Origin of the sequence: uncultured Parasphingorhabdus sp. (assembly GCF_963677535.2) — a bacterium.
Lineage (GTDB): Bacteria > Pseudomonadota > Alphaproteobacteria > Sphingomonadales > Sphingomonadaceae > Parasphingorhabdus.
Map to the genome: position 1 here is coordinate 1,082,553 of NZ_CAXXUT010000003.1, position 12,811 is coordinate 1,095,363.

The 12,811-nt window shown below is 58.7% G+C and carries 15 protein-coding genes; 5 read left to right on the forward strand and 10 right to left on the reverse strand.

Annotated features, from left to right (window positions below; all coding sequences use genetic code 11):
• Positions 1–100: 100 nt before the first annotated feature.
• Positions 101–775, forward strand: coding sequence for a DUF4167 domain-containing protein (locus tag ACHZCJ_RS12130; protein WP_321326740.1), 675 nt, complete (start codon positions 101–103; stop codon positions 773–775).
• Between the two features lie 65 nt (positions 776–840).
• Here the strand turns inward: ACHZCJ_RS12130 and ACHZCJ_RS12135 are convergent, their stop codons facing one another.
• The gene (locus ACHZCJ_RS12135; RefSeq protein ID WP_321326742.1) at positions 841–1,575 is read right to left on the reverse strand and encodes a folate-binding protein; all 735 of its coding nucleotides are present in this window, start codon (positions 1,573–1,575) and stop codon (positions 841–843) included.
• Between the two features lie 53 nt (positions 1,576–1,628).
• On the opposite strand from ACHZCJ_RS12135, the gene pyrC reads away from it, so the two are divergent.
• The gene (gene pyrC / locus ACHZCJ_RS12140) at positions 1,629–2,663 is read left to right on the forward strand and encodes a dihydroorotase (RefSeq protein WP_321326744.1); all 1,035 of its coding nucleotides are present in this window, start codon (positions 1,629–1,631) and stop codon (positions 2,661–2,663) included.
• A gap of 19 nt (positions 2,664–2,682) precedes the next feature.
• Here the strand turns inward: pyrC and rarD are convergent, their stop codons facing one another.
• Positions 2,683–3,603: an EamA family transporter RarD gene (gene rarD, locus ACHZCJ_RS12145; RefSeq protein WP_321326746.1), complete on the reverse strand. Its 921-nt coding sequence runs from the start codon at positions 3,601–3,603 to the stop codon at positions 2,683–2,685.
• Between the two features lie 74 nt (positions 3,604–3,677).
• Positions 3,678–3,899, reverse strand: coding sequence for a hypothetical protein (locus ACHZCJ_RS12150; protein WP_321326748.1), 222 nt, complete (start codon positions 3,897–3,899; stop codon positions 3,678–3,680).
• Between the two features lie 91 nt (positions 3,900–3,990).
• Here ACHZCJ_RS12150 and ACHZCJ_RS12155 point away from each other — a divergent pair, with 91 nt between their 5' ends.
• The 3 genes from ACHZCJ_RS12155 to ACHZCJ_RS12165 all read left to right on the forward strand — a co-directional run bounded on the left by ACHZCJ_RS12155 (position 3,991) and on the right by ACHZCJ_RS12165 (position 5,835).
• Positions 3,991–4,542 (forward strand): GNAT family N-acetyltransferase, encoded by a 552-nt coding sequence (locus ACHZCJ_RS12155; protein WP_321326751.1) that lies wholly within the window; start codon positions 3,991–3,993, stop codon positions 4,540–4,542.
• Positions 4,543–4,552: 10 nt separating this feature from the next.
• The gene (locus tag ACHZCJ_RS12160) at positions 4,553–4,990 is read left to right on the forward strand and encodes a DUF1330 domain-containing protein (protein ID WP_159647131.1); all 438 of its coding nucleotides are present in this window, start codon (positions 4,553–4,555) and stop codon (positions 4,988–4,990) included.
• 113 nt (positions 4,991–5,103) lie between these two features.
• On the forward strand, positions 5,104–5,835 hold the full coding sequence (locus tag ACHZCJ_RS12165) for a hypothetical protein (protein ID WP_321326754.1): 732 nt from the start codon (positions 5,104–5,106) through the stop codon (positions 5,833–5,835).
• Between the two features lie 91 nt (positions 5,836–5,926).
• Here the strand turns inward: ACHZCJ_RS12165 and ACHZCJ_RS12170 are convergent, their stop codons facing one another.
• From ACHZCJ_RS12170 to murJ, 7 genes are all read right to left on the reverse strand, one after another.
• Complete coding sequence (locus ACHZCJ_RS12170; RefSeq protein WP_236554029.1) at positions 5,927–6,691, reverse strand: SDR family oxidoreductase; 765 nt, start codon at positions 6,689–6,691, stop codon at positions 5,927–5,929.
• Positions 6,692–6,732: 41 nt separating this feature from the next.
• On the reverse strand, positions 6,733–7,980 hold the full coding sequence (locus ACHZCJ_RS12175) for a cytochrome P450 (RefSeq protein ID WP_321326757.1): 1,248 nt from the start codon (positions 7,978–7,980) through the stop codon (positions 6,733–6,735).
• 18 nt (positions 7,981–7,998) lie between these two features.
• On the reverse strand, positions 7,999–8,340 hold the full coding sequence (locus ACHZCJ_RS12180; protein ID WP_321326759.1) for a putative quinol monooxygenase: 342 nt from the start codon (positions 8,338–8,340) through the stop codon (positions 7,999–8,001).
• A gap of 12 nt (positions 8,341–8,352) precedes the next feature.
• Positions 8,353–8,736 carry a nuclear transport factor 2 family protein gene (locus tag ACHZCJ_RS12185; RefSeq protein WP_321326761.1) on the reverse strand — a complete coding sequence of 128 codons (384 nt, stop codon included), beginning with the start codon at positions 8,734–8,736 and terminating at the stop codon, positions 8,353–8,355.
• Positions 8,737–8,847: 111 nt separating this feature from the next.
• Complete coding sequence (gene murA / locus ACHZCJ_RS12190; RefSeq protein ID WP_321326763.1) at positions 8,848–10,131, reverse strand: UDP-N-acetylglucosamine 1-carboxyvinyltransferase; 1,284 nt, start codon at positions 10,129–10,131, stop codon at positions 8,848–8,850.
• A gap of 77 nt (positions 10,132–10,208) precedes the next feature.
• Positions 10,209–11,204, reverse strand: a complete 996-nt coding sequence (gene trpS / locus ACHZCJ_RS12195) for a tryptophan--tRNA ligase (protein ID WP_321326765.1) — start codon at positions 11,202–11,204, stop codon at positions 10,209–10,211.
• Positions 11,205–11,208: 4 nt separating this feature from the next.
• Positions 11,209–12,798: a murein biosynthesis integral membrane protein MurJ gene (murJ, locus tag ACHZCJ_RS12200; RefSeq protein WP_321326767.1), complete on the reverse strand. Its 1,590-nt coding sequence runs from the start codon at positions 12,796–12,798 to the stop codon at positions 11,209–11,211.
• Positions 12,799–12,811: the final 13 nt, after the last annotated feature.

Sequence of the window (12,811 nt, forward strand, 5' to 3'; positions counted from 1 at the left end):
CCGCTGTGGACAGGTTGTCCGTAGCGCAATCGCCGCCAGAGTGTGGCTATGACTTGAGAAAGACCAAGTTTATTATCGGTATAAGGATACCTAAAATTTGATGAACAATCGTCAGCCTGGCCGCCGTGGGCGCAGCCGGAACACCAATAACCGCTCGCAGGGTAACCGCGGTGGTGGATCGGATCGCGATAACCGCATCGATAACCGTGCGCGCGGCAACGCTGCGCAGATGCTCGATAAATACAAGAAAATGGCGCAGGACGCGCAGGTCAATGGCGACCGCGTCCAGGCCGAATATTATCATCAATTTGCCGACCATTATTTCCGCGTGAATGCCGATACGATCGCCCGCCGTGAGGAACAGCGGATTGCGCGCGAAGAAGCGCGTGGCGATAACCGGTCGGACAACCGGAATGACAATCGTGGCAATGGCCAGGATGATTCCGCCGACCATGAAGGCAATGGACAGCGCAGCCGTTCCCAGCAGACACAGCAAAGCCGTCCGAAACGGGATGAGCGGACTGACGAAGCCGAAACAGCCACGGATGAAACGCCGGAAAAGAAAAAACCGGTTCGAAGCCGCCGTCCGCGCAAGGTTGAAGCGGCCACGGATCACGCCGACACGGCCGAGAAAAATGGCGAGAGCAACGGTCTTGATGCCAGCGCCCTGCCACCGGCAATTTCACAGTCGGCCGAGGTCGAGGTGGAAAAGAAACCGGCGCGTAAGAAACGGGTGACGAAACCCAAGGCAACCGAAGAAAGCGACGCTGCCTGAGTACGCCCGATCAGATTGAGACATGACGGGCATCGCAGCGAAGGCTGCTGCCTGTCAGCTCTCCGTCAAAGCGCCTTTCGCAGCCAGTCGGGCAGATCGAGCGTCTCCAGATCATCGACACGGCGATGTTCGATTGACAGACCCAGGTCCCGATAGACGATGCGTTGGCGTTTTTCATCCGCCTGCGCGACCGGTACGACGACAATGCGCCGGTTGACCTTCTGCCGGTAATTCATCCGTGCGGTATTCTCCTGACCGACATAACAGCCCTTTGTGAAACTGACGCCGTTTAGTTCGGCTGCGTTGCACTCCAGCCACAAGGTCTTGTCACTGCCCAATTCCGCAACCCCCTCGGTCACGCCGTATGACAGGCGGTGCTTCCGATAGGCTTCGTCGGCCGCTTTACCTTGCCCTGCTTCGGCCAGCCAGCGATGGCCCAGTGCGGCCAGTCGCGGATCAGCTGGCTGGTTGATGGCGTTCAAGGCCCAGTAAACGCCAAGGCTATCGTCCCGGGCGATCTCAATCTTGCGGCGCAGCCGGTAGAGTTTCAGCCGCTTGACCAGCGCATCGGCCTGTTCTTCCTCGCAGTCGATCAGGATCGCGTCGCCGTCGACCCACAGGATAAAATCATACAGGACTTTCCCCTGGGCGGTGAGCAGCGCCGACCATTGCGGCGCACCTTCCAGCACATCGGTCATATCCTGTGTGACCAGCCCCTGCAGGAATGCCCGGATATCTTCTGACCCATCGGTTGCCGAGAGACGGACGATGGCGCGGTCATTAAGTCTGGTTTCGGTCATGGCAATTAGGTAGGGTGTGCGGAGCCAAAAACCAAGCCTTTGCACGGAGCAATATGACCGACACGATTACCATACGCCGTCCGGACGACTGGCACCTCCATCTTCGCGATGGTGCGATGCTGGAAGCGGTTGCCCCGTTTACTGCAAAGCAGTTCGGTCGGGCGATCGTCATGCCCAATCTTTCGCCCCCCGTGACCTGTGCTGCCGATGCCGCAGCCTATCGGGACAGGATCATGGCAGCCTTGCCCGCTGGCTCCGATTTCACACCGCTGATGACCTGCTATCTGACCGATGATGCCGATGCAGACGACATCGCCGTGGGGCACGCTGACGGTATCTTCACCGCCGCGAAGCTCTATCCCGCCAATGCGACGACCAATAGCGCCCACGGGGTTACCGATGTGGCCCATATCATGCCGGTGCTCGAACGGATGCAGGAGATTGGTATGCCGCTGCTGGTCCATGGCGAAGTGACCGACGCGGAGATCGACATTTTTGATCGCGAAGCGGTGTTTATCGAGCAGATCCTGAAACAGCTGATCGCGAAACTGCCGGATCTGAAAATCGTGTTCGAACATATCACCACCGAGGAGGCGGTTCAGTTCGTTGATAGCGCCGGTCCCAATATTGCGGCCACAATCACACCGCATCATCTGCATATCAACCGCAATGCCATGCTGGTGGGCGGCATGCGTCCGCACGCTTATTGTCTACCGGTAGCGAAACGGGAGCGGCACCGGCTGGCGCTGCGCAAGGCAGCAACGTCCGGATCACCGAAATATTTCCTCGGCACCGACAGCGCGCCGCATGAAATTCACGCCAAGGAATCTGCCTGTGGTTGTGCCGGGATTTTCAATGCACCCTATGCGCTGGAAAGCTATGTGGCGGTGTTCGAGGAAGAGGATGCGCTCGACCGGCTGGAGGGTTTCGCATCGATACATGGTCCGGCATTCTATGGCTTGCCGGTCAATGAAGCGACCGTCAGTCTGGAACGGCGCGAGACAATGATACCGGCCGAGATCGAATCGGGCGGCGCGAATCTGGTTCCCTTTCACGCCGGATCCGTGCTGAACTGGCATATTCTCTAGTTTCGCATCCCGCAAAGGATCAGGCAGACTGCAGATTCCGTTCGGCCTTGCTCGTCAGATAGGAATCGGTCGAGAAGATCGCCAGGCTGATCCAGATCAGCACAAAGCAGGCGATGTGCGAGGGTGTCAGCGCTTCCTTGTAGATCAGGACGCCGACCAGAAACTGGATCGTTGGTGCAAGATAGTTGAGCAGGCCGATGGCGCCTAGCGTCATCTTCTTGACCGCCGAAGCGAACAGCAGCAGCGGGATGGCGGTGACGACTGAACCCCCGATCAGCAACAGGTCAATGATAGGGTCATCGCCGAGATGCAGGCCGGTGGCGGAAGAAGGCGCGGCGATGGTCAGCCAGACCAGCAACAGGGTGAATGGCAGAAACAGCATGCCCGTCTCTGCGGTCAGCCCGACAATCGGCCCGATGTCGGCAATCTTACGCACCAGACCGTAGCTACTCCAGCTCATCGCCAGCGCTAGGCTGATCCAGAGCGTATCAAGGGCTTGCAGCGCCAGCACCGATACACCGGCGGTTGCGATGGCAATCGCGATCCATTTTACGCGGGAGAGCTTTTCACCTAGAAACAGCCTGCCCATCAGGACGCTGAGCAACGGGCTGATAAAATAGCCTAGGCTGGCCGCCAGAATATGATCCTGATGGACAGCCCAAACATAGATGAGCCAGTTGGCGGCAATCAGCGAGGCGCTGGCCAACATTGCCCGCCGCAATTTGGCATTCGCCAGCGCGGATGCCAGACTGGCCAGATTCTTGCGAACATAAAGGATGACAAGCAACAGCGGCACCGACCAGACGATACGGTGAGCGACCACTTCCAGCGCGCCGACATTTTGCAGCAGCTTGAAATAGACCGGCATCAGACCCCAGAATATGCAGGCGGTCAGGGCCTGAACAAGACCTATTCGACGGGAGGAGAGCGCGCTGGACATTTTTCAGCGCTTAAGCCTCGCGCCGACACCGGGCAATCAAGAAATCCTATCGGTCGCAAAAACCGACCGCAGGATCAGATGATGCCGCCACCGATCCAAAGCCGGAAGGCGCAGAGGCACATCACGATAATGCAGAAATACATGCCGCTTGCGCGGGATGAAAGCAGCCCGAACAGCGCACCGACGCCGGCAATCGGCAAGATCAGCCAGTTGGTCCATCCGAGCAGGGGAACCAGGCCGATGAAAGAGAGTATCAGGGCAATTATACCGATCAGGATGGAAATAAGATTGAACATTACTGTATTGTAGGAGTAGTGCACCCTGATTTCAAGCATTTCCAATCAAACAGGCTCATAGTAGGCTGACCGTCCGGGAGGAAGACTGGCAATGGCTGTAGAGAATATCAGAATCGAAACCGGGCGTTTGATCCTGCGACCGCCCAATGCCGACGATTTCGAAGCCTGGGCGGACTTCCAGTCGGATGCCACCACCATGACTTTCATTGGCGGCGCGAAAAGCCGGGCGGAAAGCTGGCGCGACCTGTGCGCCATGGTGGGGGCGTGGCATGTACGCGGCTTCGCCATGTTCTCTCTGATCCTGAAGGACAGCGGCCAGTGGATCGGGCGGATCGGACCCTGGTATCCCGACGGCTGGCCGGGAACAGAGATAGGCTGGGGCGTTGCGCCGGACTTTGCTGGCAAGGGCTATGCCCTGGAAGCGGCGGTGGCGAGCATGAACTATGCGGTAGACACGCTGGGCTGGAGCGATATCTGCCATACGATTGATCCGGCCAATCGGGCGTCGATCCGGTTGGCGGAGCGGCTGGGTTCGACAAACCGCGGTGCGACACGGTTGCCCGCACCCTATCAGGATGCACGGGTTGACGACTGGGGGCAATCGCGCGACCAGTGGATGGAAAACAGAAAAATATTCCAGTAGGAGAATGATCATGACGGAAGACCGCTATCTCGACCCGACACGAGAGAGTTTCGACGCATTCAAGGCGCTGCCGCGCGATGTGCCGATCAATATGCTCAATCTGCTTCGCTTCCATGAAGAGGCGCAATATCCTGCGGATCATCCCAATGCCGGCAAGGGATGGAGCGGTGCGCGCGCCTATGAAGAATATGGCAAGACCAGCGGTCCGATATTCCAGCGGGTCGGCGGCACAGTGATTTGGCGGGGTCAGATGGAATGTATGGTGATCGGCCCGGATGACAAGCAATGGGATTCATCTTTCATTGCGCGTTACCCCAATAGCGGTGCTTTCATGGAAATGGTCACCGATGCGGAATATAAAAAGGCTGTGGTCAATCGTCAGGCGGCTGTGATGACCTCGCGGCTGATCCGTTTCGGAGAAATGGACGGGCCGGATACGTTCGGTTGATTATCCCGTTTCAGGACAAAAAGTTAACGGAAAGTCACCCGATTAACCAGATTCCCTAACGGAATATTAACGCTTTTTATCCATGTAATTCCCTAAATTCAGGAGCTAATTGCATGTCTAATCTATCCCGATCCTTGTGGCTGTCCGCTGCGGCGCTCGCACTGCCGCTGACGCTGGCAGCCTGTGGCAGCAACGAGGCGAGTGAAGAAGAGCTGGCAAAGCTGGACGACAATCTGACTTCCGATCCGGCAATGAACGATGCGCTGGAAGATGCAATTCTGGTCGATCCCGAGCTTACCGAACAGGCAAACCGCAACGCCATACGCGGTGCCAATGGCGCGGCAGACGGATCGGTGCCACCGGGGACCGGTGCAGACGGGAGCGCGGCTGCCAAGGCGGCGCTTGGCGGGAAAATGCTGGCGGCGCCAAAACCGCGGCAAATGACATCCGATGATGAAACCCTGACATTGGGAGACAAGGCTGAGTTGCAGGCCGCGCGCGAAAACAAGCCGGTGTGCAAGGACAAGCTGACCTATGACATGGCCTGGGCGAACAAAATGCCGCCGGAATTTGCGGTTTATCCGAAAGCCAATGTACAGGAAGCAGCCGGAAAATGCGATTTGCGGGTGGTCAGTTTCACCACCGCGACACCGATCAAGAATATTGTCGACTTCTATTATACCAAGGCCAAACAGGGCGGCTATGACGCGGAATATCTGTTGCGCGGCAGCGAACATGTTCTCGGCGGCTCGAAGCCGAATGACGATAGCGCCTATGTGATCACCCTGAACAAGCGTTCGGGTGGTGGAACGGTTGTCGACATTGTGGCGAGCAACGGCCGCTAGAAGACGAAGGTGAACTCATAACGCCGGATACCGCATTTCACATCATCCGGTTGAAAAGGTGGCCCCGCTCCGGCCGCCTTTTTTTTGGGTGCTATTCGCGGTAGCTGCCGCCACCGTCGACGGTGATGTCATTGGCCGTGGTAAAGCTGCTCAGGTCGCTGGCCAGCCATAGCATCGCATTCGCAACCTCGACCGCCTCACCGACCCGATTGATCGGATGGTTGCGATTGAACAGTTCCACCGCTTCTTCATGCGGTCCGGGATAGGCGGCGAGATAGCGCTGGTACATCGGTGTATCGATGGCACCGGGGTGAACGGTGTTGACCCGCACCGGATATTTTTCGGCAGCGCAATGAAGAGCAAGCGATTTGCTCAGCGAAGTGACGGCAGCCTTGCTGGCGCAATAGGCGGCGAACTGGGCGCCGGGCCGCATGGCAAGCATCGAGCCGATATTGACAATCGCGCCGTCTTCGCCGCTTTCAAGGATCGCCGGAAGGCCAACGCGGCAGCCGTAGAATGTACCTTGCATATTGATATCGATGGTCCGGTTCCAGCTGTCGAGATCAACCTCGTCAACCGATCCGGGTTCCGAAATGCCGGCGACGTTGAACAAGGTCGTCATTTTGCCAAAGCGCTTCTTCGTGGCATCGACGGCGGCCTGCCACTGGTCCAGATTGCGGACATCCAGTTCGACCGCATCGGCGCGGTCGCCCAGCGAATCCGCCAGCTCCCTGGCCTTGTCGATCTGGATATCGGCCAGCATCACCGAGCCGCCTTCCTCGACAACGCGTTGTCCGGCGGTGCCGCCGATACCTTCTGCGCCGCCCGAGATCAGTGCGACTTTTCCATCCATCATGCCCATCGTACATTCCCGCTTTCTGGTCTGCCGTTTCCAGCCTATTTCTTGTCAAATTCGATCGGCAGATTGGCCAGTCCGCGCAGCATCATGTTGGGCGGATAGTTGAGCTCTGCGCCCTCCTTGATGCGGATATTGTCCATCCGCTTGGCAAATTGCTGGAAGGACACGGTCATTTCCTTGCGCGACAACATATTGCCGACGCACATGTGGATGCCCTTGCCGAAGGCCATATGGGTGCGGGCATTCTTGCGGTCGACCCGGAATTCGTTCGGGTTCTCGAACTGCTTGGGATCGCGATTGGCCGCATGATAGCGCATCATCACCATCGCGCCCTTCGGCAGCATCACCCCGCCCAGTTCGGCATCGCGGTGCATCACCCGCCAGATTCCCGACGACCCGCTCGACATGCGCAGCACTTCCTCGACCGCATTGGGGATCAGCGACGGATCGTCCTGGATCATCTTATACTGATCCGGATTGGTGGCGAAAAGCCGCATGCCTTCGGCCAGCGCCGCCGTCGTGGTTTCATTGCCGGCGACCATCAGCTGCTGGACGATCGACAGGGATTCGGCATCGTCGAGCGGCCGCTCGCCATCGACCTGCGCATTGACCAGGTCGGACAGAATATCGTTTTTCGCTTCCTTGCGCCGTTCATCCATATTGGCTTTGAGCGCGTGCTGATATTCCACCACTTCGCGTTCGGTCTCCAGCTGCCGCTCGCGAGTCATCATGCCGGACAGGCGGTCGACAAAGGCGTTGGTCCAGCGCTTGATCGTATGCTCGTCGGCCACGTCGAGCCCCAGTTGCACGGCAATCGTGCGGACCGGCATCGGGATGGCATATTCCTCGACAAATTCGCACTCGCCCTTGTCGATAAAGCCGTCGATCAATTCGTTCGACATTGCCCGCATACTGTCTTCCAGCTTGTTCACTTTCGGCATCGAGAAAGCGAGATTGACCAGTTTGCGGAACCGCGTGTGAACCGGCTGATCGGCGGTTAGCAGGGTGTTGACCTGCGGCCAGCCCTTGGCCTGGATGGCCTGCAGTTCCTCGTCATTTGCCAGCTCTTCCTCGCTTTTTCCGCCGGAAAGCAGTGCATTGAAATTGTTGGAGAAATCATCCAGCCGACCAACCGCTTCGGAAATCAGGTCATAATCCAGGACAACATAGGTGCCGCTGGCTTCATCGAAAAAGACCGGGCTTTCCGCGCGCTTCTCTTCGTAGAAATCGAATGGATCAACCAGAATCTCGGGTTGAAAAAGGGATTTGGATACGGCTTCGTTCATGACAGATTCCTGTTTATGCTAGTCAAACGACGGGGTGGGCTTGCCATCTGCATTATATACGGGCCCTTCGGCATCGACCCGATATTTGGCGCTGACAGCGTTGATCAGGCCGAAGCTGCCGATATGGGCAAGCATATTGGCATAATGGACATTCTGGAAATGCCGGGCGAGGGCTTCCTCGTCGGTCCATTCCTCGAACACTTCGATGCGCGACGGATTATGCATGTCGGCGGCCCAACTGTAGCAGAGGCAGCCGTCCTGGCTCAGCGCGCCATCGATGAAGGGTTGGGCTTGCTTCAGGCATTCCTTGCGGGTTGCCGGTTCCACGTCGATATGCGCAGCGATCAATATTTTCGCCATGGTGATGCTCCTCTAAAACTTTTTGCCGCTCATCTGCGCGACGACGTTGAATATGCGTTTGCTGTACAGCCACTGGCCGTCGATTTTCACAAATTCATCGTCATAGCGGCCGCCCGCGATCCGGGGTTCGCCCTTTTCGACCAAAATCTCGTGGGTCTGGTAGCGGCCCGAAGCGGTCTCGCCGGTTATCGCGAGGCTTCCGGGGATGCCGAGAAAGCTGACAGCGTCGAACTGGGCCATGGCACCGTTCCAGAGATTGACGATATTCTCGCGACCGACCACCTCGGTGCCCATGAGCGACCAGACAGCATCTTCTGTCCATAATGCGCCCCAGTCTTCGGGATCTTTCCGCAGTACGGCATCGCAATAGGCATCATGCAGTTCGCGAATTGCCAATCGGTCTTCTATCGGCCCTGAAAACATGGACTCGTCCTCTCCTGATTATCGGGAGACTACACGGCAAAAGCGCCGCAAAGACAAGCTGCCATAAGTGCTAGCGAGAGGGGGTTAATCGCCGCCGATACGCTCGATATCCGCTCCTACGGCGGCCAGTTTTTCCTCCAGCCGCTCGTAGCCGCGATCGAGATGGTAAATGCGCTGCAATCGGGTTTCGCCTTCGGCCGCCAGTCCGGCAATGGCAAGACTCATCGAGGCCCGCAGGTCGGTAGCCATGACCGGCGCGCCGGTCAGTTTCTGCACGCCTCTTACCACGGCGGTGCGGCCCTTGGTCTCGATATCGGCGCCCATCCGGTTGAGTTCGGGCACGTGCATATAGCGGTTCTCGAAAATGGTCTCGGTGAGCACGCTGGCGCCATCGGCGAGGCAGAGCATGGCCATCAGCTGCGCCTGCATGTCGGTGGCCAGGCCGGGATAAGGCGCGGTGGACAGGGTGAGGGGTTTCAGCTTGCCGTCGGAGGAAACCCGGATGCCCTTTGCGTGGACATCGATTTGCAGCCCGGCATGGCGCAATGCATCGAGCGTGGCTTCCATTTCGTCGGCCTTGGCGGCGAGCAGATCGACTTCACCGCCGGCAATGCCGACAGCACAGGCATAGCTGCCCGCCTCGATCCGGTCGGACATCACCCGGTAGGTGCAGCCGTGCAACCGGTCGACACCGGTGATGGTCAGGGTCGACGAACCGATCCCTTCAATCTCCGCGCCCATGGCGACCAGCATATTGCAGAGATCGACAATTTCTGGTTCCCGTGCGGCGTTTTTGAGCACGCTGATGCCGTTCGCCAGTACCGCTGCCATCAGGGCATTTTCCGTTGCGCCGACCGAGACGACGGGAAAGGTGAAATCGCCGCCGGGCAAGCCGCCGTCGGGAACGCGCGCGATGACATAGCCGCTGGTGGTCTCGATGGTCGCGCCGAGCGCCTCGATAGCCTTGAGATGCAGATCGATCGGCCGGTTGCCGATGGCGCAGCCGCCGGGCAGGGAGACCCGGCATTCGCCGGCGCGGGCCAGCAAGGGCCCCAGCACCAATATGGAAGCGCGCATCTTGCGGACGATATCATAAGGCGCTTCGGTCGAGGTGATCCGGCCCGCTTTGAGCGTCATCACCCGGCCGAAATCCTCGGGTCGTGCTCCCTCGATTGTGGTCGAGACACCCAGCTGGTTGAGCAGGTGACCGAAACTGTCGACATCGGCCAGTCGCGGCAGGTTGCGCAGGGTCACCGGTTCATCGGTCAGCAGCGCGCAAGGCAGCAAGGTCAGGGCGCTATTCTTGGCTCCGGAAATCGGAATTGTGCCGGACAGGCGGTTTCCGCCGCGTATTGAGATAATATCCATGGTCTAGCATTTACCGGAAATGCTGATGCAGGCAAGTCTATTGCGCCGTCGTGACTCCGGCATTGCCAGCGGGCAGACTAGCCCCGCAGCAAACCGAGCGCGGTATAGGCGGCGTCCACCGTTGGCCGTGCCATAGCCGAAGCCTTTTCCGATCCTTCGCGTAAAATCGCGTCAATCGCATCCGTGTCCTTGCGCAACTCCTCGAACCGCTCGCGGATTGGCGACAATGTGCTGACGGCCAGATCGGCCAGTGCCGGTTTGAAGTCGCCAAAACCCTTGCCGGCATATTCGGCGATGACCGCGTCCTGCGACTGGTCCGCGAGCGCGGCGTATATGCCGATCAGATTTTTCGCTTCCGGGCGACCGGCGAGATCGGCCAAATTGTCGGGTAGCGGTTCCGGGTCGGTCTTTGCCTTTTTCATCTTGCGCGCGATCGTATCGTCATCGTCGCTCATGTTGATCCGGCTGAGATCGGACGGATCCGATTTGCTCATTTTTGCGTTGCCGTCGCGCAGGCTCATGATCCGCGCCGCTGTCTTGCCGATGAAGGCTTCCGGCAGAGTGAAGGTTTCGGTGCCAGTATCACTGTTGAATTTGGACGCAATGTCGCGGGCCAGTTCAAGATGCTGCTTCTGATCGTCGCCCACGGGCACATGGGTCGCCTGATAAAGCAGGACATCCGCCGCCTGCAGCACAGGATAACCGTAAAGGCCGAGCGAGGCGCGCTGTTTATGCTTGCCGGATTTTTCCTTGAACTGGGTCATCCGGTCGAGCCAGCCCATCGGCGTGTTGCAGATCAGCATCCATGCCAGTTCGGGATGCGCCGGCACGCGGGCCTGGTTGAACAGGATGGACTTGTCGGGGTCGACGCCGGCGGCGACCAGTGCCGCGACCATTTCGCGGCAGTTCGAAGCCAGTTCAGCGGGGTCGTTGTGGACGGTGATGGCGTGCAGGTCGGCGAGGAAGAACAGGCATTCGCTGTCGTCCTGCATCTTCACCCAGTTCTTGATCGCGCCCAGATAGTTGCCGAGATGAAGATTTCCCGTCGGCTGGATGCCCGATACCGTCCGCATTGTTTCAAATTCCTTCGCTTGCGGCATCTTCTGCCGCTTTCTTCTTGGTCAGCATGGTGATCTTGTCGCGATCGATCGCACCTGTCAGCCATGCGAGTGCCGCATAAACCAGTCCGCCAACGCTGACCAGAGCGGTGATAGACCCGACCCGTTGCCAGACCGTCCCGTCATAGAGGCCTTCCCCGATCGGCGCGGCATAGACCAGCACGACCGCCATGCCGGCTGCAGACAATGTGATTCGTCCGATCCGGAGCAACAAAGTCCATTCGAGATGGAAGTGACCCCGCCGGTGGAGCATCGTGTACAGCATCGCGCAATTGCACCAGGCGGCGATCGCACCGGCAACGGCGAGTCCCTTGATACCGTAGAGCGGAATCAGCAGAAGATTGAGCACGATATTGATGATCAGCGAAATCGCTGCTGTGTAGACCGGGGTCTTGGTATCCTTGCGGGCGAAAAAGCCCGGGATCAGTACCTTCACCAGCACATAGGCGGGCAATCCAATGACCAGCGCGGCGACAACCGCAGCGGTTGTATGGCCGTCGGCAGCGGTAAAATTGCCGCCGACATAGAAAGAGGTGACCAGCGGTCCGGCGGCGAAAAACAGGGCAATGGCGGCCGGAATAGTGAGCAGCAGGCCCAGTTCGATGGCATTGCTTTGCAGACGCTGGGCACCGCCCTGGTCTTCCTTGGCGATGAAACGCGACAGCGCCGGCAGGATCGCGGTGCCAAGCGCGATGCCGATAATGCCGAGCGGTAGCTGGTTCAGCCGGTCTGCCATCGCCAGATAAACAAAGGACCCTTCCGGCAGCCGCCCGAGGAAGAACAGATCGATGAAACGGCTGATCTGGTAGATGCCGGCACCGAACACGGCGGGCAGGATCAGCACGCCCAGCTCTTTCACATCGGCGTTGAACCGCGGCATTTTGAGCGGAAAGCGGAAGCCGGTCTTGCGCGCCCAATAGTAAAGCCAGAGCATTTGCACCAGGCCGGCGGTCGCGACGGCAACGGCCAGAAAATAGGCGGTTTGCCGCGGGTCATTGCCGTCATTGACGAGATGCGCCGCGAGCAGCGCGCTGATCATGCAGATATTGAGCATGATCGGCGCTGCTGCCGCTGCCGCAAATTTGCTCAGCGAGTTCAATATCGCCGCGAACAGGGTGGTGATGCTGATCAGGCCGAGATAGGGAAAGGTTATCCGCGCCAGTGATATGGAAAAATCGTCGGTCCTGCCGCCTCTGCCAAAATCGTCGATCAGCCAGATGATGCCGGGCATGACGAGCATCATCACCGCGGAAAAAACCAGCAGCAGCGGCACGAATACCGACAGCACGTCAATCGCGAAATTCTGCGCCGCCGTCCGGTTCTCGTCTTCTTCCATCTTGCGGTTGAACAGCGGCACAAAGGCCGCCGAGAAGGCGCCTTCCGCGAACAGGCGGCGGAAAATATTGGGCAGCTGGAAAGCCAGCTGCCAGGCGTCGGCTGCAGCACCGGCACCAAGCATCCGGGCCAGCAGGATATCGCGGACGAAGCCGAAGATTCGGCTGACCAGAGTTAGCCCGGCGATCGTCCCGGTGGATTTCAGCAGGTTCATCCCTGCAACCCTA

Bases quoted from the DNA above. Each gene is read 5' to 3' on its own strand.
- ACHZCJ_RS12130 (WP_321326740.1), top strand. From the start codon at position 101: ATGAACAATCGTCAGCCTGGCCGCCGTGGGCGCAGCCGGAACACCAAT.
- ACHZCJ_RS12135 (WP_321326742.1), bottom strand. From the start codon at position 1,575: ATGACCGAAACCAGACTTAATGACCGCGCCATCGTCCGTCTCTCGGCA.
- pyrC (WP_321326744.1), top strand. From the start codon at position 1,629: ATGACCGACACGATTACCATACGCCGTCCGGACGACTGGCACCTCCAT.
- rarD (WP_321326746.1), bottom strand. From the start codon at position 3,603: ATGTCCAGCGCGCTCTCCTCCCGTCGAATAGGTCTTGTTCAGGCCCTG.
- ACHZCJ_RS12150 (WP_321326748.1), bottom strand. From the start codon at position 3,899: ATGTTCAATCTTATTTCCATCCTGATCGGTATAATTGCCCTGATACTC.
- ACHZCJ_RS12155 (WP_321326751.1), top strand. From the start codon at position 3,991: ATGGCTGTAGAGAATATCAGAATCGAAACCGGGCGTTTGATCCTGCGA.
- ACHZCJ_RS12160 (WP_159647131.1), top strand. From the start codon at position 4,553: ATGACGGAAGACCGCTATCTCGACCCGACACGAGAGAGTTTCGACGCA.
- ACHZCJ_RS12165 (WP_321326754.1), top strand. From the start codon at position 5,104: ATGTCTAATCTATCCCGATCCTTGTGGCTGTCCGCTGCGGCGCTCGCA.
- ACHZCJ_RS12170 (WP_236554029.1), bottom strand. From the start codon at position 6,691: ATGATGGATGGAAAAGTCGCACTGATCTCGGGCGGCGCAGAAGGTATC.
- ACHZCJ_RS12175 (WP_321326757.1), bottom strand. From the start codon at position 7,980: ATGAACGAAGCCGTATCCAAATCCCTTTTTCAACCCGAGATTCTGGTT.
- ACHZCJ_RS12180 (WP_321326759.1), bottom strand. From the start codon at position 8,340: ATGGCGAAAATATTGATCGCTGCGCATATCGACGTGGAACCGGCAACC.
- murA (WP_321326763.1), bottom strand. From the start codon at position 10,131: ATGGATATTATCTCAATACGCGGCGGAAACCGCCTGTCCGGCACAATT.
- trpS (WP_321326765.1), bottom strand. From the start codon at position 11,204: ATGCGGACGGTATCGGGCATCCAGCCGACGGGAAATCTTCATCTCGGC.
- murJ (WP_321326767.1), bottom strand. From the start codon at position 12,798: ATGAACCTGCTGAAATCCACCGGGACGATCGCCGGGCTAACTCTGGTC.